This window comes from Actinoplanes hulinensis (assembly GCF_019429605.1).
Lineage (GTDB): Bacteria > Actinomycetota > Actinomycetes > Mycobacteriales > Micromonosporaceae > Actinoplanes > Actinoplanes campanulatus.
In genome coordinates, this window is record NZ_JAHXZI010000016.1 from 22,012 (window position 1) to 40,695 (window position 18,684).

Genomic DNA, 18,684 nt, shown 5'->3' on the forward strand with positions numbered 1-18,684 from the left:
GTCCGCGTGCGGAGCCGCACGTTATCAGCCGTAACCGGGGCTGATCGCACCACTTTATGGCTGTTCAACCGATTCTCGCGCCACAGTTCACCGGCCCGCCCCGCAGAATTCAGGCGCCGGTCCCGCCACGGGGCCGCCTGCCCCCGAACGGCAATGTTGATCTACAGTGGATGCAGGTCGGGGTGGACGCCGCCACGTCCCCCCGGCCGCCGAATCCCTGATGGGATAACGTCCCAGGAGATGGACCCCTACCTGAACCGCGCCAGCCTCACGGCCGTCGCCGCGGGTGGCACGCTCGGAGCCCTGGTCCGCTACGGCATCGCCACCGCGTGGCCGACCGCACCGCACGGTTTCCCCTGGTCCACCTGGCTGATCAACGTGACCGGCTGCTTCCTGATCGGGGTGCTCTACTCCCGGGTCGAGCCGCGCCTGCCCCGGCTGTTCCTCGGCACCGGGTTCCTCGGCGGCTACACCACCTTCTCCACGGCGATCGTCGAGACGTCCCAGGCCGGGCTGGTCTACCTGGCGGCCACCCTGATCGGCGCGGTGGTGGCGGTCGCGGCCGGAAGCGCCCTGGCCCGATGACGGTCCTGCTGGTGGCCCTCGGCGCCGCGGTCGGCGCCCCGCTGCGCTACCTGACCGACCTGATGCTGCGAAACCGGTTCGGGGCGGCCTTCCCGTGGGGCACCCTCACCGTGAACGTCACCGGTTCGTTCGTCCTCGGCCTGGTGCTCGGGCTGCCGCTCCCGGCCGGCGCGGTGGCGCTGCTCGGCACCGGATTCTGCGGGGCGCTCACCACGTACTCGACCTTCAGTTGGGAGATCCTGACGCTGACCCGGCGCTCCGAGATCGTGGCCGCGGCCGGGTACGCGCTGCTCAGCATCACGGCCGGGATGGGCGCCGCCGGGATCGGCGGCGCCCTCGCTCAGGCGGTCAGCTGACCGGGGTGAGCTCCCGCTCGATCCGGGGCTCGTCCGGCTGCGCGGGCGGCTCGTGGGCCACCTCCGGCAGCCAGCCCAGCCACTTCGGCAGCCACCAGTTCGCCCGGCCGAGCAGTGCCATCACCGAGGGCAGCAGGACCGCCCGGATGATCGTGGCGTCCAGCAGGACCGCGGCGGCCAGGCCGATACCCAGCTCCTTGGTGGCGGTCAGCGGCAACGTGGCGAAGAGGGCGAACACCGCGACCATCACCACGGCCGCGCTGGTGATCACGCCGGCGGTCCGGCCGATGCCCTCGCGCACGGCGTCCCGCGTCGACAGGCCGCGGTCGTGGCCCTCGCGGATCCGGCTGACCACGAAGACGTGGTAATCCATCGACAGCCCGAACAGGATGACGAAGAGGAACATCGGGATCCAGTTGGTGATGCCCCCGCCGGAGACGAAGCCGAGCGGTTCCTCGAAATGCCCGTACTGGAATACGTAGACCAGCATGCCGTAGCAGGCAGCGACCGACAGCAGGTTCAGCACCAGCCCGGTGACCGCGACCACGATCGACCGGAACGACACCAGCAGCAGCAGGAACGCCAGCCCCAGGACGAATGCGAAGACCAGCGGCAACGTCCTGTCCAGCTGCTCGTTGTAGTCGACGCCGCCCGCGGTGGACCCGGTGACCAGCGCCGTGGCGCCGTCGATCCGGCCGAAGGTGTCCGGCACGACCTGATCACGCAGCAGGTTCAGCGCGTCGACGGCGACACTGTCGCTCTCCCTGCCGGCCAGGCCGACCGAGACCACCGCGACGTTCCCGGCCGGGTTGATCTCGACACCGACCGGCTCGGCCAGCTTCCCGCCGCTGTCCCGGACCGCGGCCTCGAGCCCGGCCAGCGCCTTCTCGAACTCCGCGCTCTTGACCGAGTCGTCCTTGACCACGATCTGCGCCGGGGTGGTCTTGCTGGGGAAGGACTCGCCGATGGCGAGGAACGTCTGCACGACCGGCGCGTCCGGCGAGACGTCCTGGATGGCCTGGCCCCGGGTCTTCAGATCGAGGGCGGGGTAGGCCAGCGCGCCGAGCGCCGCGACGGCGACGATCGCGGAGATCAACGGCTTGGCGAGTACGACGTCGAGCAGCGCGTTCCATACCCGGCCGTCACTGTTCCGCCGGTACAGGCCGGGGATCTTGAGGGCGTCGACCCGGTCGCCCAGCAGCGAGAGCAGGGCGGGCAGCACGGTCAGCGAGCCGAGCACGGCGGTGGCCACCACCAGGATGGTGCCGGCGGCGAAGCTGACGAAGACGACGTCCTGGGTGAAGAACATGCCGGCCATGGCGATCATGACGGTGAGCCCGGAGACCCAGATCGACCGGCCCGAGGTCTGTGCCGCGATCATCAGCGCCCGGTGCGGGTCGGCTCCCCGGCGGCGCTCGTCGCGTTCCCGGCGGATGTAGAACAGGCAGTAGTCGACACCGACGGCCAGGCCGATCAGCAGCATGACGTGCGTCGTCTCGTCGACCGCGGGAGCGAACCGGCTCGCGGCCGCCATCAGGCCGATCGCGGCGACCACCGACATGATCGCCAGGAGGACCGGGAGCAACGAGGCGACCACCGCGCCGAAGGCGACCAGCAGGATGCCCAGCGTCACCGGGATGGAGAGCATCCCCAGCCGGTTCAGGCCGCCCGTCAGCTCCTCGTCGACCAGCTGGTCGGCGCTCGCCGAGCCGGCCTCGGAGATGTAGAGGCCGGGGTGGGCGCTCTGCACCCTCGCCACCGCGTCCAGGGCCGGGCCGACCCGCTCCGCCGCGGTCCCCGGGTCACCGGTGATGCTGAAACTGATCAGCGTCGACCGGCCGTCCGCCGACTGGATCGGCTCCCGCACGCCGGTGACGCCGGCGGTCGCACCCAGAACCTCGGTGATCTCGGCGGTGGCCGCCGTCCGGTCCGACTCGGCCCGGTTCTGGATCAGCACCATCTCGCCGGCCGGCTGCTCCGGGAAGCCGGCCGCCGCGACGATCCGGTCGGCGTCGCCGGAGTCCCCGTGCCCGGCTGTGCCCTCGTCCGCCTGCTTGGTCCCGATCATGCCGCTGAGAACGACGGTGGCGGCCACGAAGGCGATCCAGCCGAGTATGGCGAGCACCCGATGGCGGGCGCTCCAGATCGCGGCACGAGCCGCGATTCCCTTGACGTCTTCCCTGTTCTCCATGGAAAAGACGCTATGGATTCCGAAGTGGCCGAACGATATGGCGGCCACCCGGATCCGGGGTAGGGCTAGCCCTACGCCTGGAGGTAGGCCAGCACCGCCAGGACCCTCCGGTGCTGCTCCTCGTCCTGATGCAGGTTCAGCTTCGTGAAGATGTTGCGGACGTGCTTCTCCACCGCGCCGTCGGTGACCACCAGCGCGCGGGCGATCGCGGCATTCGACATGCCCTCGGCCATCCGGCCCAGCACCTCACGCTCGCGCGGGGTGAGGCTGCGCATCGGGTCGTCGCGCCGGCGCCGCACCAGCAGCTGGGCCACCACCTCCGGGTCCAGCACGGTGCCGCCGTCGGCCACCCGGCCCAGGGCGTCGAGGAAGTCGCCCACCAGGGCGACCCGGTCCTTCAGCAGATAGCCGACCGCGCCACGGCGGTCGGCCAGGAGATCGTCGGCGTACGAGACCTCGACGTACTGCGAGAGCACGAGGATCGGGCTGCCCGGCACCGCGGTCCGGGCCTCGACGGCGGCGCGCAGCCCCTCGTCGGTGTGCGACGGCGGCATCCGGACATCCACGATGGAGACGTCCGGACGGTGCTCCTTGATCGCCTCGACCAGGGAGGGCCCGTCGCCGACGGCCGAGACGACGGTGTGACCGTTCTCCTCGACGAGGCGGATCAGGCCCTCGCGCAACAGCACGGCATCGTCGGCAATCACCACACGCATGCCGCCATGCTGTCAGATCGGCAGGGCCGCCGTGAGCCGTGTGCCCGCACCCTCCGGGCTGTCCACCGCCAGCACTCCCCCGGCGGCCCGGACCCGGTCGTCCAGCCCGGCCAGGCCGTGCCCCTTGGCCAGGCTCGCCCCGCCCACGCCGTCGTCGCTGACCGTGACGATCAGGCCGGTGGCGATCCGCTGCACGCTGACCTGCACCTCGTTGGCGTGACTGTGCTTGGCGACGTTGGTGAGCGCCTCGGCCACCACGAAGTAGGCGGTGGACTCGACGGCCGGGTCGAGCCGGTCGATCGGGGGCGCGTCCAGGTCCACCGGGACGGTGCACCGGCCGGCCAGCGCGGTCAGCGCCGCCCGCAGGCCCCGGTCCACCAGGATCGGCGGGGCGATGCCGCGGGACAGGGCACGCAGTTCATCGAGCGTCTCCCGGGTCTGGGTCAGGGCCTCGGCCACGATGGCGCGGGCCCGCTCCGGGTCGTCGGCGAACTGCTGCTCGGCCCGGCCCAGGTCCATGGCGAGGCGGACCAGCCGCTGCTGCGGGCCGTCGTGGATGTCGCGCTCCAGCCTGCGCAGCGCCACCGCCTCGGCCGAGACGGCCGCCGCCTTCTGCCGCTGCGCCACGTCGCGGGCCTCCTCGGCGGCGGCCACCTGCCGGCGCAGCTCCCAGGCGCCGATCAGAAGGCCGCGGGCGAAGTGCGCCTCCATCAGCGCGGCGCCGCGGACCACCCAGTACAGGGTGCCGGTGAAGAACAGGCCGATGCTCACGTTGAAGAGCATCCGGGTGCCCGTGCTGTCGTCGAAGCCGAGGAGTTCGTGCAGCTCGTAGTTGTCCGGCGGGTGCGGCAGGGCCCAGTCCCACAGCGGGTAGGTGAGCCCGGCGAGGGCAGCCGCCCACCAGGTGATGACGAAGCAGAAGGCAAGGGTGTTCGGGATGAAACGGAAGATCGCGTGCACCAGGTCGAGCCAGGACTGCCCATCGGAGAGCGGGCCGAAGGTGCGGCGCAGCAGCCCCTTGCCGCGGACCTTCTTGTAGATCGGCTGAGGGATGCTCCGGCCCAGCACCGGGGCGATCCGAGCCCGCTCGGTGATGGCGAACCCACGGGCGAACATCAGCGTGCCGACCATGATCGGCAGGCCGACCCAGATGACCACCAGGCCGATGCCGAGAGCGAAGCCGGTGATGCCGACGACGAGAGCGATCAGGCCGAGGGGGAATCCGACCAGCACGTACTGGGTGTCGATCCCCAACTGGCGCAGGAACCGCCGGGTGGGATGGGGAGCGGGCGCCGGCCCCGCGTCTGTGGTCGTCATGCCCTAGACGCTAGGCACCGGCGCCCGCCCGTGCGATCCCGTTGACCGCCGATCAGAAGGTAGGGATAACCCGACCTGTTCTCAGTGGTGGTCCGCCATGTGCTGGCGCAGCGGCACGATGAACGTGTCAGCGGCGGTCGCGGTGGACGCCGCCGAGGCCGACGACACCTTCCAGCTGCTGTGACCGGGCATGGCCGGGGTCTTCTTGCCGTACAGCCAGCGGGTCAGGAACGGCTTGAGGTTCTGGCCGGACACCTTCGAGGCGAGGGCGATGAAGTCCTGCGTCGAGGCCGACTTGCCGCGGTACTTGCGGACCCACTCGCGCTCGAGCTTGGCGAACTTCTTGGCGCCGATCTTCTGCTTGAGGGCGTAGAGGACGAGCGCGCCACCGGCGTACACGTTGGGGTTGAAGACGTCCCACACCGACGCCGAGCCCTTCGGGCGGGCGACCGGGCCGTACTCCGCGCGCAGCATGTCGCTGGCCTGGTAGACGGACTTGAAGTAGGCGTCCGGGTTGGCGAAGCCGGTGTACTTCTTGAAGGTCTTCGTGTCGGCGGCGTAGAGCAGCTCGTACCAGGTGGCGTGGCCCTCGTTCTGCCACACGTCGCTCCACGACTTCGGGGCCACGCTGTCGCCGAACCACTGGTGCGCCAGCTCGTGCACCATGATCGGGTTCAGGATGTAGGCCGGAGCGCCGAACAGGCCGGTGTCGTAGAGCGACAGGGTCTGGGTCTCCAGCGCGAAACCGAGGTCCGCGTCGATGACCAGGGACCCGTAGTTCTCGAACGGGTACTTCCCGACCTTCTTCGTCATGTAGGTCAGCTGGGCGCGCTCGACCTTGGCCTTGGCGAGCAGCTTGCTCGACAGACGGCGCGGGACCACGTCGCGGATCTGCACGCCGCCGACGGCCTTGCGGTTGTAGACCACGAAGTCACCGGCCACGATCTGGGCGAGCTCGCTGGCCATCGGCTTGCCCTCGCGATAGACCGAGGTGGTGTAGCCGCCGGCGGTGGTCGTCCTCAGGTGGCGGCCGCTGGCCACGCCCTTCCAGCCGGACGGGACGGTCACCGCGATGGTGTAGGTCGCCTTGTCCCGCGGGTGGTCGTTGCTCGGGAAGAGGTTGTGCGAGGTGTCCGGCTGGCCGGCGAGCACCGTGCCGTCCCTGGTCGCGATGAAGCCCTCCGGCGCGTCGCCGGTGGCCGAGACCGGGGTGGCGGTGAAGTTGTTGACGGTGACCCAGAAGCCCTTGTTCTTCGGCAGGTACGCCGACGGCGTGATCACCAGCTCCTCGCCGGACCGGCTGAACGTGGCCGACTTGCCGTTCACGTAGACCGAGCCGACGCTGTTGCCGGCGAAGTCGAGGTTGAACCGGGACAGGTTCTGGGTGGCAACCGCGCTGATCGTGACGCTGCCGTTGACGGTCTGCGCCGGGTTCTTCGCCGGGTGGTTGAGCCGCAGGTTGTAGTTGGTGACGTCGTAGCCGCCGTTACCGAGCAGGGGGTAGAGCCGGTCGCCGAGGCCCGCCGAGCCGGGGGTGGCGCCCGCGGACGCGGACGCGGGCGTGACACTCCCGGCGATGCCGACCAGAACGGCCGTGCTCACGGCCAGCGCCCCGGTCAGCCGGCCATTGATAATCTTGAACATGGACGCGACGGTACGCCCCCGGCGCAACGTCGATCAACGACCTTACGGCTGGACCACGGTGAGCCGGGTGAACTCGCTCGGCAGGTGGTAACCGTCCCAGACGGCGCCGAAGGTCAGGGCCGACCCGAAGGGCACGATCCGGTCCACCCCACGGCCGCCCAGCTCGGCCGCGAAGGCGTGCAGCTCGGCCGGGGCGAACCCGAAGTGGCTGACCGTCTGGTCCTGCCGGCTCATCGCCGGCACCAGGTCGGACAGCGAGTCCACCCGGGCGAACGGGAACGCGCCCGCGCCGATCCAGCGCCGGGGTGCCCGCTCGGCGCCGGCCAGGGTCACCGCGGTCACCCGGTTGTCCGAGAGGTCCAGTTCGGTGGCGGCGCCGGTGGCGGCCAGCCCGTACGCGTTGACCCGCTTCTCCACCGCCATCGCCGCGTCGACCGTCCAGCCGCGCCTGCCCACCGCGTCGAGCAGCAGCTCCAGGAACTCGGCCCGGACCTGGGCCGGATCCCCGTCGCCGACCAGGAACACGGTCCGCGGCGACGAACAGGCCGCCTGGTCGAACCAGTACGCGTCGTTGGCGAACCCGGTCACCGCCGCCCGCCGGGCGGCCGGGTCGGCGGCCCGCCAGCCGGGCACCGACAGCACCGCCCAGGACGTCCGGTCCGGGAAGGTGAGGTCTCGCGCCGACGGCCGCAGCGGGTGCCCGCGGATGGTGTCCACCGCGGCGTCCCCGCCCCAGATGACCCGCAGGTCGCACCACCGGCTGAGGGCGGCCGTGACCGCGTCGTGGTACCCGTAGGTGACCATCCGCTGGGTCCGCCCGATCACCGGGTCGCCGTCGACCGCGTTGAGCGCCTCCAGGATGGCCTCGGCCGCGCCCGCCGAGCGCGACGAGATCCGGACCACGTTGTGGTTGCCGGCCAGCGCCGACAGCGCCCACGAGTAGACGAAGATGGTGTCCACGTTGGCCGGGGGCAGATGGAAGACGTTGCCCCGGGGAAAGACCAGGGCGTCCGTGCGCCGCATGGCGGCGACCGCGCGGGTCAGCTCGGCCGGGCGCAGGAAGAAGCCGAGCGACCCCAGCTCCGGGAAGCGGCGGGCCACGGCCGGGGCGAGCAGCCGCCGGGCGAGCGCCGCGAGGAAGTCGACGACGCGCGGGTCGCCGACGGTGAGCCGGTCCTCCGAGGGGGCGGTGAGGTCGCCCTCGGCCCCGAACCTGAACCTCATGCCGCGCTCCGATACGTGTCCGAGCAGCCCCGGGCCTCGGCGCGCGGCAGCCGGCCGAGCACCGAGAACCGTTTGCCGGGCCAGACGCCGTCGTCGATGCCGTGCACCACGCCGAGGTCCTCGGTGAGCAGCACGTGCCCCGGGTACGACGTGGGCAGGGTGCTCACGACCTCCAGGAGGCCCGGTTCACCGGGCGGGAGCTCCGCCCAGGTCTCCGGGTCACGAACCACGACGTCCGCGAAGTCGGGGCAATACAGCGAACCACCGTCCGGGCCTTCAAGAAAGATCGTCCCGATCTGCTCGACCATGCCGTAGAAGTTGTGGATCCGGGTGAGTCCGGCCCGGCCCAGCCTTTCGCGGAACTCCTCCGGCGAGACGGCCTGATCGATCAGCTTCTTCCATCCACCGGAGTGGATCAGTATACCGTTGCCCAGGTCCAGCCCGTGCGCCAGCGCGGTCTCGTAGAGGTGCAGCCAGACCAGGTAGGTGAACCCGAAGATCAGGAACGGCTGGTCACCGTGCCGGGCGAGGAAGCCGCGGATTCCCTCGACGTCGACCGTGCCCTCCTCGTCGAGCGCCCAGACGTGGTCGCGCCCGAAGGTGGCCATGCCGAGCACGCCGGCGCCACGGGCGCTGAACGAGCGGCGGTCCTTGAGGATCGACCTGGTGTCGACGATCAGCATCGGCTGGCGTTTCGGGCCGAGCACGGTCTGGAGGGTGGCGCCGAGCTGCCGGGTCTGGGCCGCGGCGGCGGCTTTGTCGAGATAGACCCGGCTGACGTCTCCCGTGGTCCCGCTGGAGGTGAGCACCTTGAAGACCTCGTCGTCCGGGATGCTCTTCAGTTCCAGGGTCTTGAAGAGCCGGACGGGCAGCCAGGGAAGATCAGCCACCGAAGCGGCGGACGAAAAGCCGCTGGCAGCCAGGATCCGGTCGTAGGGCTCGCAGTGGCGACGGTGATGCGCCACCAGCTCCTCCAACTCGGGAAGAAGACGCTTCTCGCGATCGGTCTGCGGCAGGGTGAAGACACTCACAGCGACGCCTCCAGCGCCCGGTAGTCGGTCTTGCCGTTGGGCAGCAGCGGCAGCACCTCGACCGTGCGCACGTCGACGCCGGTGAAGTGCGCTCCGAGCCACTCGGCGATCTTGGTGCGCAGCGCCCGGACCTCGTCCTCGGAGAGCCCTTCGGCGAAGACATGGATCCGGTCGTCACCGGCCACGGCCGCGACCGGGAACTGCCGCTCCACGTCGTCCAGATTGATCCGGACGCCGAAGACCTTGCCCATCCGCTTGAGCCGGCCGGTGATGTACAGGAAGCCGTCGTCGTCGAGACGGCCCAGATCCCCGGTACGCAGGACGCCGCCCTGGTCGTCGCCCCGGGCCAGATCGGCGGCGGTCTCCGCGTACCCCATCATGACGTTGGGCCCGCGGTAGACGACCTCGCCGTCCTCGATGGTGAAGGCGCCGCCGGGCATCGCCCGGCCGACCGAGCCGGGCTTCCCGGCCAGGTGCGACGGTGGCAGGCAGGCCATCCGCGGCCCGGCCTCGGTCTGTCCGTACATGACGAACATCCGGCCGCCGGCGGCGTCCATCCGGCCCGCGAAATCGGAGACCAGGCCGGTCCGCAACCGGCCACCGGCCTGCGTGAGGGTACGCACGGACGGGTGCTTCGCCGGGTCGAAACGCAGTCGCCGCAGCATCTCGTACTGGGACGGGACGAACGCCATCGAGGTGACCCGGTGCTCGTCCACCGCGGCCCAGAAGTCCCGGCGCATGATCCCGGTCCGGTCCAGCACCACGGTAGCCCCGCGCAGCAGGTGCGAGTGCAGCACCGACAACCCGTACGAATAGAACAGCGGCAGCGTGGTGATCGCGACGTCGTCCCCGGTGACGCCGAGGCTCTCGGCGACCTGTTCGGCGTTGGCCAGCACCGCCGAGCGGGAGAGCCGGACGAGTTTCGGGTCGCCGGTGGATCCGCTGGTGGTGAGCAGCAGCGCCAGGTCCGGGTGTACGTCGGTGGTGGTGTACCGCGCGCGCAGCGGGGCCGGGTCGATGTCCGGGTCGAGCGGGAGGACCGGCACGCCGAGCCGCAACGCGGCGAGGTAGGTGGCCACCGCGGCCATGGTCGTCGGCATCGGCAGGAACAGCGTGGAGGAGGGAAGCGAGGCGGCAGCCGCGTCGATCATGGCCGGGGTCAGCGTCTCGCCGGTGGCCGCGTCGACGACCCGGGCGCCGGGGTGGAGCAGGTTCACAGCGTCAGACCTCCGTCGACCCCGATGACCTGCCCGGTGACGAACCGGGCCTGCTCGGAGAGGAGGAAGGCGATCACGTCGGCCACGTCCTCGGCGGTGCCGAGCCGGCCGAGGGCGGTGTTCGCGATCCGTTCGGCGCGGCCGGCCTCGTCCAGGGTGTCCAGCATGTCGGTGGCGATGAAGCCGGGCGCCACCGCGTTGACCCGGATGCCGCGCGGCCCGAGTTCCTTGGCGGCGGATTTGGCCAACCCGGCCACGGCGGCCTTGGAGGCGGCGTAGACGGCCTGCCCGGCCGCCCCCTGGGCGCCGGTGATCGAGGCGGTCAGCACCACGGCCGGGTTCTCGCCGCGGGCCAGCAGCCGGACCGCGTTCTGGAGGGTGTGGGCCGCGCCGGCCGCGTTCACCGCGAAGAGCCGCTCGATGGTGTCGTCCGCGGTCATGCCGAGCATGCCGGCGGAGTGTGTCCCGGCGTTGACGACCAGGGCGTCCAGCCGCTTGAACGTCTCGAAGGCCAGCCGGGCCAGGGCTCTACTGGTGGCCGGGTCGGCGATGTCGCCGGCCGCGTGCACGACCGTGACCCCGAACTTCCCGGCCAGCTCGGCGGCGGTATCGGAGGCGCCGGCCTCGTGGTGGCCGTGCAGGACCAGGTCGTATCCCCGTTCGGCGAGGCGGTGCGCGGTGGCCCGGCCGATTCCGCGCGACGCCCCGGTGATCAGGGCGGCACTCACTTGACGTCCACCCCGTATTTACCGAGGATTCGCACGGCCTCAGCAAAGCTGGACATATTGATGACATCATCCGTGTCAATCATTACCGAGAATTCATCTTCGATCGTCGCGACGAGTGACATGTGCGCCAGCGAATCCCACTTCTCATAGTCCTGGTAGTGCAGGTCGTCCACGGGCGCGTCCGCCGGAAGATCGAGGGCGGTACGAAACGCCTCGCGTAGTCTCTGCAGCTCAGTCACGAGATAGCTCCAAGGTGGGGTGTTCAGAGGAACCCACGATCCCGCAGGTTCCCGGTCGCCACGACCAATCCAGGCTGAACTGGGAATGAACTGATCGCAGCATTTTCCCGCTCTCCGGGAATTGCGGTCCGGGCTGGTTATGCTTCCGCCTCGTACCGGCCTTCCGCTCATCCCCCGGAGAAAACCTTGTCTGAAATCGCCGGCTCCTCGATCCTTGTCACCGGCTCCACCGGTTCCTTCGGCAAGGAATTCCTCAGGTACGCGCTGACCCACCTCGACCCGCACCGGATCGTGGTGTTCTCCCGCGACGAGCTGAAGCAGTACGAGGTCCGCCAGATGTTCGGCGACGACCCGCGCCTGCGGTTCTTCATCGGCGACATCCGGGACGAGAAGCGTCTCGCCCGGGCCATGCACGGGATCGACCACGTGGTGCACGCGGCCGCCCTCAAGCAGGTCGACACCGCCGAGTACAACCCGTCGGAGTTCGTCGCCACGAACATCAACGGCACCCAGAACGTCATCGACGCGGCCATCCACGCCGAGGTCAAGAAGGTCGTGGCGCTCTCCACCGACAAGGCGTCCAGCCCGATCAACCTGTACGGCGCCACCAAGCTGGCCGCCGACAAGATCGTGATCGCCGGCAACCACTACGCCGCCACCCACCCGACCCGGCTGGCCGTGGTCCGCTACGGCAACGTGATGGGCAGCCGCGGCTCGGTGGTCCCGTTCTTCCGAAGGCTGGCGGCCGAGGGTAGGAGCCTGCCGATCACCGACAAGCGGATGACCCGGTTCTGGATCACGCTGGATCAGGCGGTGAAGTTCGTCGTCGACTCGTTCGACGTGATGCAGGGCGGCGAGCTCTACGTCCCGCGGATCCCGAGCATGCGGATCATGGACCTGGTCGAGGCGGTCGCCCCCGGCGCTCCCACCCACGAGATGGGGATGCGGCCCGGCGAGAAGCTGCACGAGGAGATGATCGCCGCCGACGACAGCCGCCGCACGCTGCGCTTCAAGGACCGGTACGTGGTCCAGCCGGTGGTCGCCAGCTGGGGCTACAAGACGCCCGAGGGTGGCGAGGAGGTGGCCGACGGCTTCAACTACCGCTCGGACAACAACGACCTCTGGCTCTCGGTCGACGAGATGCGCGAACTGCTCGCGGAGAACTGATGCTGCCGTACGGACGACAGTCGATCGACGACGCCGACGTGGCGGCGGTCGTCGCGGCGATGGGCAGCGACTGGCTCACCACCGGACCGCGGGTCGCCGCGTTCGAGGCCGACCTCGAAGCGGTCGCCGGGGCGCCGTGCGTGACGGTCACCAACGGGACGACGGCGCTGCACGCGGCCTATGCGGCGACCGGCCTGACCGCCGGCGAGGAGGTGATCACCACGCCGATGACGTTCGTGGCCACCGCCTCGGGCGCGGCCGTGCTCGGCGCGACAGTGGTCTTCGCCGACGTCGAGGAGGACACCGCGAACCTCGACCCGGCCGCCGCGGAGGCCGCGGTCACGTCGCGGACCAGGGTGATCTCGGCGGTCGACTACGCCGGTGTGCCGGCCGACTACGACCGGCTCCGCAAGATCACCGACACGGCCGGGGTGTTCCTGCTCGGCGACGCGGCGCACTCGATCGGGTCGGCCTACCGGGGACGGCCGGTCGGCACGCTCGCCGACCTGACCACGTTCTCGTTCTTCCCGACCAAGAACCTCACCACCGGCGAGGGCGGGGCGGTCGCCTCGATCCGTCCGGAGCTGCTGGAGCGGGTGCGGGACTTCCGGACCGTCGGCTCGATCCGTGACCCGCGGCGACTGCGCCGCGCCGACGAGGGCGGCTGGCACTACGAGGTGCACGAGTTCGGCCTCAACTACCGGCTGCCGGACGTGCTCTGCGCGCTGGGTTCGGCCCAGCTGCGGCGGCTCGCCGCGTTCAAGGCCCGCCGGGCGCGCCTCACGGCACGCTACGACGAGCTTCTCGCCGATCTCCCCGGCCTGCGTCTTCCGGCTCAGCGTTCCGACGTGGACCCGATCAGGCACCTCTATCCGGTACGCGTGAAGGACGGCCGCCGCCGGGAGGTGTACGACCGGTTGCGCGCCGCCGGTATCGGGGTGCAGGTCAACTACATCCCGGTCTACTGGCACCCGGTCTTCGAGGACCTCGGGTACCGGCGGGGCATGTGCCCGGTGGCCGAGTCCTTCTACGCCGAGGAACTGTCCCTGCCGCTCTTCGCCGACCTCACCGACAGCGACCAGGACCGCGTGGTCGAGGCGCTGCGCGGGATCCTGGGGAGCTGACGGGTGCACCACGGGAACCACTTCTACGGGCACGCCCAGGTGCTCGCCGGGTACTGCGGGCTGGACCCGGACGATCCGCCCCGGATCGAGGGCTACCTCCAGCACGGCTGGAACGTGGTGGACGGGCTGGGCGGGGGCACGCCGTACGCGCCCGGCGCACCGATCTTCGTGTGGTCCGAGCGGACCCGCCGCCGGGCCTGGTCAATGGGCCGCCCACTGGCCACCGTGACCGGCGCCCCGTTCCTCTACCTGCTCCGATCCGAGCCGGACAGGGCGGACGAGGGCGAGCGGGAGGGCACGATCTGGTACCCGTTCCACGGCTGGGAGGGCCAGCGGGTCAGCGGCGACCACCTGCGCCTGATCGACGAGATCACAGCGACCGAGACCGGCCCGGTCACGTTCTGCCTGTACTGGAACGAGTACCGCGACGACCGGATCCGGGCCGCCTACGAGCACGCCGGCCGGGTCGTCTGCCACGGCTACCGCGGCTACATGCGGCGGCAGACCGACGCCCGGTTCCTCCACAAGCAACTCGCCGAGCTGCGCCGGCACCGCCGGGTGGCGTCGAACCGGCTGAGCACCGCGATCCTCTACGGCGCCGTGGCCGGGTGCGCCCCGGCCGTCTACGGCGACCCGATGCACCTGGCCGGGGAGGACACCCCGACCGCCGAGCGGATCCGCCGGGAGTGGCCGGAGCTGCACGGGACCGAGCCGGACCCGGACCGGGCACGGGCCGTCGCGCTGGCCGAGCTCGGCGACGGGCACCTGGCGCCGCCGGCCGAGCTGCGCGCGATCCTGGGCTGGCCGGCATGATCACCCTGATCGGCGGCGAGATGCCGGAGTACGCCGAGCAGCGCCCGCCGGCCGGCGGCCCGCTCCACCGGCGGCTGATCGGCCACCTGCCCACCGGCATCCGGGTGCTGATCGCCGGCCCGCACTCCGAGGCGCTGGTCCGGGCGGTGGCCGACCGTCGCGAGGTCAGCCTGCTGCTGCGCTCCCGGCCGGACGCCGAGCGGGTGGACGTCCGCGACGTACGGGTGCTCTGCGGCACGCTGTCCGAGTTCACCGACACCGACCGGTACGACGCGGTGATCGCCCTGGACGGCGCGGGCCGCCTCCACTCGCCGGAAGGCCCGCCACTGGACTGGGCGGAATCGGTCCGGGTGCTCAAGCGGGCGCTGCGTCCCGGCGGCACGCTGCTGCTCGCCGTGGAGAACGAGCTGGGCGTGCACCGCCTGGTCGATCCGGGCACCCCGACGGCGGCCCGGGCCGGGGACGCCTGGTCCCCGCTCGGCGAGTTCGGCAGCGCGCCCGGCCGTCCGGACCGGCTCGCCGCCGCACTCGGCGCCGAGGGACTGCCGGTCGCCGCGCTGGCCGCCGTCTGGCCGCTGCCCGAACGCCCGACCCTGCTGGCCACCCCGGAGACCCTCCGGTACGGGCCGCTGGACGCGCTGGCCGCACTGGCCTCGGCGGCGGCCGCTCCGGCGTACCGGGAAAGGTCCGTCCTGAGCGATCCCCGCCGGCTGGCCGCCGCGGCCGTGCGCCGCGGTCTCGGCGCCGAGCTGGCGCCCGCCTGGCTGGCCGTCGCCCAGCTCGCCAACCGCCCGGGCCAGGCCGTCCCGCTCCCGCCGGCACTGATCGCCGGCCCGGGCGGCGCGGTCACCGAGCTGGTGAAGAGCCCGGACGGCGCCTGGTCGCTCCGGGCCGTGCAGGGCTCCGGGGAACTGACCGGACCGCTGCCGTCCGGCCGGCTGCTGGAGGAGCGGCTGCTCACCGCCGCGCTCGGGCACGACCTGCCGGGCCTGCGCCGGCTGCTCACCGGCTGGATGACCGAACTGCCGAACGTGCCGGCCGGGAACGTGCTGGTGGACGGCGACCGGTACGCCCGGCTGGACCCGTCGGCGCCGGACCGGGCGGACGCGCTGGCCCGCTTCGCGCACACGCTGGCCACCGGCGGTTACCACCACCCGTGGCCGGGGGTCACCGACGTCGCCCGGCTCACCGACGTGCTCGCCGGGGCGGCCGGGCTGACCACCGCGCCGACGCCGGCGCCCACGGCCGGCGACGAGCTGCCGGACATCCGGCGGCGGCACGAGGAACAGCTCGACGCGGTGCGCCGCCGGCTGGCCGACGCCGAGGACCGCGCCCGGTTCTACGAGGTGGAGCTCGGCAAACGCGAGGCCGAACTGGGCCGCGCCAAGCTGCAGATCGCCGCGTTCAGCGGCTCCCTGGGATTTCGCGCCGCCAAGGCGGGCCTCGGCATCGCCCGGGCGGCCCGCAACCGCATCCGGAACAGAGGCAGGCAATGACGACGCTCGGCATCATTCAGGCCCGGATGGGCTCCACCCGGCTGCCCGGCAAGGTGCTGCGCCACCTCGGTGGCCGGACCGTCCTCGACCGGGTGATCCGCGCCGCCCGGGAAAGCGGCGTCCTGGACGACCTCGTCGTGGCGACCACGGTCGAGCCGGACGACGACGCGGTCGCCGCCGAGTGCGCGGCGATCGGGGTGGACTGCTACCGCGGGCCGGTCGACGACGTGCTCACCCGGTTCCTCGGGGTGCTGGAGACCCGGTCGGCCGAGCACGTCATGCGGTTCACCGCGGACTGCCCGCTGCTCGACCCGCGGCTGGTCGCCCGGGCGTACCGGGTGTTCGAGGCGGCCGGGGCGGACTACCTGACCACGTCGATCACCCGGACGCTGCCGCGCGGCCTGGACGTCGAGGTGGTCCGGGCGGCGGTCCTCAAGGAGATCGACAAGCTGGCGTACGACCATCACCGCACCCACGTGACGTCGTACGTCTACACCCACCCCGCCGAGTTCGACGTGATCGGCCTGACCGTGCTGCCGGACCTGTCGCACCTGCGGCTCACCCTGGACACCGAGGACGACTGGCGGCTGATCGAGGCGATCGTCGGCCACTTCGGCGACGCCCACACCTCGGTCTCGTCGATCGCCGCTTGGCTGGGCGACCGTCCCGAGCTGGCCGAACTGAACGCGCACATCCGGCAGAAGGAGCTGGAGCAGGCGTGACCGACTGCACCGAGCGGCACTCAGCCGCACCTGGCAACGGCCTTGCAGGCGAGGGCCAGGAGAGCACGCCGAAGGCAGGCACAGCGTGACGAGCATCGGGATCCGGTGTGACGCCGGACCGCGTACCGGGGTGGGCCACCTGGTGCGGTGCGTGGCGCTCGCCGAGGAGCTGACCGCCCGCGGGGTGGACGTGCACTTCCTCAGCGACCTGGGCGGGCTGGAGTGGGCCGCCGCGCAGCTCGACCAGCGCGGGCTGCCCTGGCATCCGGCGCCCTACGACGAGGTGGGACTGGTCGCGGCGGCCGAACGGCTGAACCTGGACGCGCTGGTGGTGGACTCCTACACGCTGCCACCGTCGCACAGCCGGGCGGTCCGTGGCACCGGCCGGACCGTGCTGGCCATCGTGGACGGTGACCCGCGCGGCCAGGACGCGGACATCTACGTCGACCAGAACCTGGACGCCACCATCGACATCGGGGACGTCCGGCTGGCCGGGCTGGACCATGCGCTGCTGCGTGCCTCGGTGCGGCGGTTGCGGCCGTCCGCTGCGCCGGTGCACTCGAATGCCCGTACGCCCAAGGTTGTCGCGTTCTTCGGCGGAACCGACGCCTACCGTGCCGCGCCGCGGGTGGCGCGACTGCTCGCCTGGACCGCGGCGCCCTTCGACGCCACCGTGGTCGCCGCCGACGACGGACTGCGCACCGAACTGCTCGCGGTCCCGCCCGGCGAGGGCCAGACCGTCCATGTCATCGAACCGACCGACCGCCTGCCCGAACTGCTCGCCGACGCCGATCTGGTGGTCAGCGCGAGCGGCACGTCGACGTGGGAGCTGCTGTGCCTGGGCCGGGCCGCCGCGCTGGTCTGGGTCGTCGACAACCAGATCCGGGGGTACGAACGGACCGTCGCCCGCGGTTACGCGGCCGGCCTGGGACGTCTCGGGGAGTTGGGCGGGGAGGCGGTGACCACACTGCGCCGGCTGCTGCTGAACCCGGGCGACCGGACCGCCCTGGCCGTCCGCGGATGGGCCGCGGTGGACGGCCGGGGTGTCGAACGGGTGGCGGACAGCCTGCTCAGGGAGCGGTCACCTCGATGACGACCTTGCCGACGGCATGGTTCTCGACGGCCTCGTGCGCCTCGGCGACCCGGTCCAGCGGGAACCGGATGATCGGCAGCCCGGCCTCCTCCCCGACCCGGAAGGCGCCCGCGTTGGCCGCCTCGGCGACCGCCGCCACCGCGTTCGCCTTCTGCTCGGGCGTGGTCGTGTAGGTGAGCACGAAGTCGAGGCTGACGTTCTTCAGCATCGCCTTGAAGCTGGGCACGCTGACCTTCCCGCCCACGTAGATGGCGATGTTGCCGCCCGGGGCGATCACGTCCAGGTCGAGGTCGAGGTTCGCGGTGTTCACCTCGACGATCACGTGCGGGCCGCCCGGGCTCAGCTCCCGGACCCGGGCCGCGACGTCCTCCTCCCGGTAGTCGATCACCGCGTCGGCGCCGGCGGCGAGCGCGAGGGCCGCCTTCTCCTTCGAGCTGACCGTGGTCAGCACGGTGGCGCCGGCCCACTTGGCGAGCTGGATGGCCGCGTTGCCGACCGCACCCGCGCCACCGGCGACCAGCACGGTCCGGCCGTCCAGCGCGCCCGGGGCCAGCCGGGCCGGGCCGTCGGCGGCCAGGGTGAGGCAGCGGTGCGCGGTGAGCGCCGGAATGCCCAGGTCGGCGCCGACCTCGAACGGGACGTCGTCGTTCATCCGGACCACCTGGTGACGGGGCAGCACCACGTACTCCTGGGCGGTGCCGTTCGCGCGGCCGTACCCGGCGTCCCACACCCACACCCGGTCGCCCGGCTCGAGAGCGGAGACGCCCTCGCCGAGGGCGTCGACCACACCGGCCCCGTCCTGGTTCGGCACCCGGGGTGGGGCCACCCCGTCCGGCACGCCACGACCGGCCCGGGTGCCGGTGTCGGTGGGGTTCACCGCGGAGAGAACGATCCGGACGCGGACCTCCCCGGCGGCGGCCAGCGGCAGATCACGGTCGACGAGTCGGAGGACGGAAGCGGGGCCAGTTTCGGGGAAGACGGCGGCGCGCATGTCTCCCACCCTATTCGCGCTCGGTAGCGG

Annotated in this window: 18 protein-coding genes; 8 read left to right on the top strand and 10 right to left on the bottom strand. The window is 71.7% G+C overall.

The window, feature by feature from the left end; all coding sequences use genetic code 11:
• The first annotated feature begins 240 nt into the window (after positions 1–240).
• Together KZ829_RS27990 and KZ829_RS27995 are read left to right on the top strand one after the other, a co-directional pair.
• A complete protein-coding gene (locus tag KZ829_RS27990; protein WP_220146915.1) occupies positions 241–585 on the top strand; it encodes a fluoride efflux transporter FluC in 345 nt (114 codons plus the stop codon).
• Entirely contained in the window at positions 582–941 is a 360-nt protein-coding gene (locus tag KZ829_RS27995; protein WP_220146916.1) for a fluoride efflux transporter FluC, read from the top strand. The genes KZ829_RS27990 and KZ829_RS27995 overlap by 4 nt, the downstream gene beginning before the upstream one ends.
• Here KZ829_RS27995 and KZ829_RS28000 read toward each other — a convergent pair.
• The 9 genes from KZ829_RS28000 to KZ829_RS28040 form a co-directional block, all read right to left on the bottom strand.
• Positions 934–3,132, bottom strand: coding sequence for an MMPL family transporter (locus KZ829_RS28000; RefSeq protein WP_220146917.1), 2,199 nt, complete (start codon positions 3,130–3,132; stop codon positions 934–936). The two genes, KZ829_RS27995 and KZ829_RS28000, sit on opposite strands and share 8 nt — an antisense overlap.
• A 71-nt stretch (positions 3,133–3,203) precedes the next feature.
• On the bottom strand, positions 3,204–3,848 hold the full coding sequence (locus KZ829_RS28005) for a LuxR C-terminal-related transcriptional regulator (protein ID WP_220146918.1): 645 nt from the start codon (positions 3,846–3,848) through the stop codon (positions 3,204–3,206).
• A 12-nt stretch (positions 3,849–3,860) separates the two neighbouring features.
• Positions 3,861–5,165 carry a sensor histidine kinase gene (locus KZ829_RS28010; protein WP_220146919.1) on the bottom strand — a complete coding sequence of 435 codons (1,305 nt, stop codon included), beginning with the start codon at positions 5,163–5,165 and terminating at the stop codon, positions 3,861–3,863.
• An 81-nt stretch (positions 5,166–5,246) separates the two neighbouring features.
• A complete protein-coding gene (locus KZ829_RS28015) occupies positions 5,247–6,809 on the bottom strand; it encodes a M1 family metallopeptidase (RefSeq protein ID WP_220146920.1) in 1,563 nt (520 codons plus the stop codon).
• 42 nt (positions 6,810–6,851) lie between these two features.
• Positions 6,852–8,033, bottom strand: coding sequence for an acyl-CoA reductase (locus tag KZ829_RS28020; RefSeq protein WP_220146921.1), 1,182 nt, complete (start codon positions 8,031–8,033; stop codon positions 6,852–6,854).
• Positions 8,030–9,064, bottom strand: coding sequence for a LuxE/PaaK family acyltransferase (locus KZ829_RS28025; protein ID WP_220146922.1), 1,035 nt, complete (start codon positions 9,062–9,064; stop codon positions 8,030–8,032). The genes KZ829_RS28020 and KZ829_RS28025 overlap by 4 nt, the downstream gene beginning before the upstream one ends.
• The gene (locus KZ829_RS28030; RefSeq protein WP_308285693.1) at positions 9,061–10,281 is read right to left on the bottom strand and encodes an AMP-binding protein; all 1,221 of its coding nucleotides are present in this window, start codon (positions 10,279–10,281) and stop codon (positions 9,061–9,063) included. Before KZ829_RS28030 ends, KZ829_RS28025 begins: the two co-directional genes overlap by 4 nt.
• Positions 10,278–11,009, bottom strand: a complete 732-nt coding sequence (locus KZ829_RS28035) for an SDR family NAD(P)-dependent oxidoreductase (protein ID WP_220146923.1) — start codon at positions 11,007–11,009, stop codon at positions 10,278–10,280. Before KZ829_RS28035 ends, KZ829_RS28030 begins: the two co-directional genes overlap by 4 nt.
• Positions 11,006–11,248: an acyl carrier protein gene (locus KZ829_RS28040; protein WP_220146924.1), complete on the bottom strand. Its 243-nt coding sequence runs from the start codon at positions 11,246–11,248 to the stop codon at positions 11,006–11,008. The genes KZ829_RS28035 and KZ829_RS28040 overlap by 4 nt, the downstream gene beginning before the upstream one ends.
• Before the next feature lie 186 nt (positions 11,249–11,434).
• On the opposite strand from KZ829_RS28040, the gene pseB reads away from it, so the two are divergent.
• From pseB to KZ829_RS28070, 6 genes are all read left to right on the top strand, one after another.
• Positions 11,435–12,415, top strand: a complete 981-nt coding sequence (gene pseB, locus KZ829_RS28045; protein ID WP_220146925.1) for a UDP-N-acetylglucosamine 4,6-dehydratase (inverting) — start codon at positions 11,435–11,437, stop codon at positions 12,413–12,415.
• The gene (locus KZ829_RS28050; RefSeq protein WP_220146926.1) at positions 12,415–13,539 is read left to right on the top strand and encodes a DegT/DnrJ/EryC1/StrS family aminotransferase; all 1,125 of its coding nucleotides are present in this window, start codon (positions 12,415–12,417) and stop codon (positions 13,537–13,539) included. Before pseB ends, KZ829_RS28050 begins: the two co-directional genes overlap by 1 nt.
• A gap of 3 nt (positions 13,540–13,542) precedes the next feature.
• Positions 13,543–14,352: a hypothetical protein gene (locus KZ829_RS28055; RefSeq protein ID WP_220146927.1), complete on the top strand. Its 810-nt coding sequence runs from the start codon at positions 13,543–13,545 to the stop codon at positions 14,350–14,352.
• On the top strand, positions 14,349–15,848 hold the full coding sequence (locus KZ829_RS28060; RefSeq protein ID WP_220146928.1) for a hypothetical protein: 1,500 nt from the start codon (positions 14,349–14,351) through the stop codon (positions 15,846–15,848). Before KZ829_RS28055 ends, KZ829_RS28060 begins: the two co-directional genes overlap by 4 nt.
• Positions 15,845–16,570, top strand: a complete 726-nt coding sequence (locus KZ829_RS28065) for a cytidylyltransferase domain-containing protein (RefSeq protein ID WP_220146929.1) — start codon at positions 15,845–15,847, stop codon at positions 16,568–16,570. The genes KZ829_RS28060 and KZ829_RS28065 overlap by 4 nt, the downstream gene beginning before the upstream one ends.
• Before the next feature lie 85 nt (positions 16,571–16,655).
• Complete coding sequence (locus KZ829_RS28070; RefSeq protein WP_220146930.1) at positions 16,656–17,663, top strand: PseG/SpsG family protein; 1,008 nt, start codon at positions 16,656–16,658, stop codon at positions 17,661–17,663.
• Here the strand turns inward: KZ829_RS28070 and KZ829_RS28075 are convergent.
• The gene (locus KZ829_RS28075; protein WP_220146931.1) at positions 17,641–18,654 is read right to left on the bottom strand and encodes an NADPH:quinone reductase; all 1,014 of its coding nucleotides are present in this window, start codon (positions 18,652–18,654) and stop codon (positions 17,641–17,643) included. The two genes, KZ829_RS28070 and KZ829_RS28075, sit on opposite strands and share 23 nt — an antisense overlap.
• Between the last annotated feature and the right edge of the window lie 30 nt (positions 18,655–18,684).

Excerpts from the sequence above, each read along its gene's own strand:
- KZ829_RS28050 (WP_220146926.1), top strand. The coding sequence starts at position 12,415 with ATGCTGCCGTACGGACGACAGTCGATCGACGACGCCGACGTGGCGGCG.
- KZ829_RS28005 (WP_220146918.1), bottom strand. The coding sequence starts at position 3,848 with ATGCGTGTGGTGATTGCCGACGATGCCGTGCTGTTGCGCGAGGGCCTG.
- KZ829_RS28020 (WP_220146921.1), bottom strand. The coding sequence starts at position 8,033 with ATGAGGTTCAGGTTCGGGGCCGAGGGCGACCTCACCGCCCCCTCGGAG.
- KZ829_RS28065 (WP_220146929.1), top strand. The coding sequence starts at position 15,845 with ATGACGACGCTCGGCATCATTCAGGCCCGGATGGGCTCCACCCGGCTG.
- KZ829_RS27995 (WP_220146916.1), top strand. The coding sequence starts at position 582 with ATGACGGTCCTGCTGGTGGCCCTCGGCGCCGCGGTCGGCGCCCCGCTG.
- KZ829_RS28075 (WP_220146931.1), bottom strand. The coding sequence starts at position 18,654 with ATGCGCGCCGCCGTCTTCCCCGAAACTGGCCCCGCTTCCGTCCTCCGA.
- KZ829_RS28000 (WP_220146917.1), bottom strand. The coding sequence starts at position 3,132 with ATGGAGAACAGGGAAGACGTCAAGGGAATCGCGGCTCGTGCCGCGATC.
- KZ829_RS28060 (WP_220146928.1), top strand. The coding sequence starts at position 14,349 with ATGATCACCCTGATCGGCGGCGAGATGCCGGAGTACGCCGAGCAGCGC.
- KZ829_RS28010 (WP_220146919.1), bottom strand. The coding sequence starts at position 5,165 with ATGACGACCACAGACGCGGGGCCGGCGCCCGCTCCCCATCCCACCCGG.
- KZ829_RS28015 (WP_220146920.1), bottom strand. The coding sequence starts at position 6,809 with ATGTTCAAGATTATCAATGGCCGGCTGACCGGGGCGCTGGCCGTGAGC.
- KZ829_RS27990 (WP_220146915.1), top strand. The coding sequence starts at position 241 with ATGGACCCCTACCTGAACCGCGCCAGCCTCACGGCCGTCGCCGCGGGT.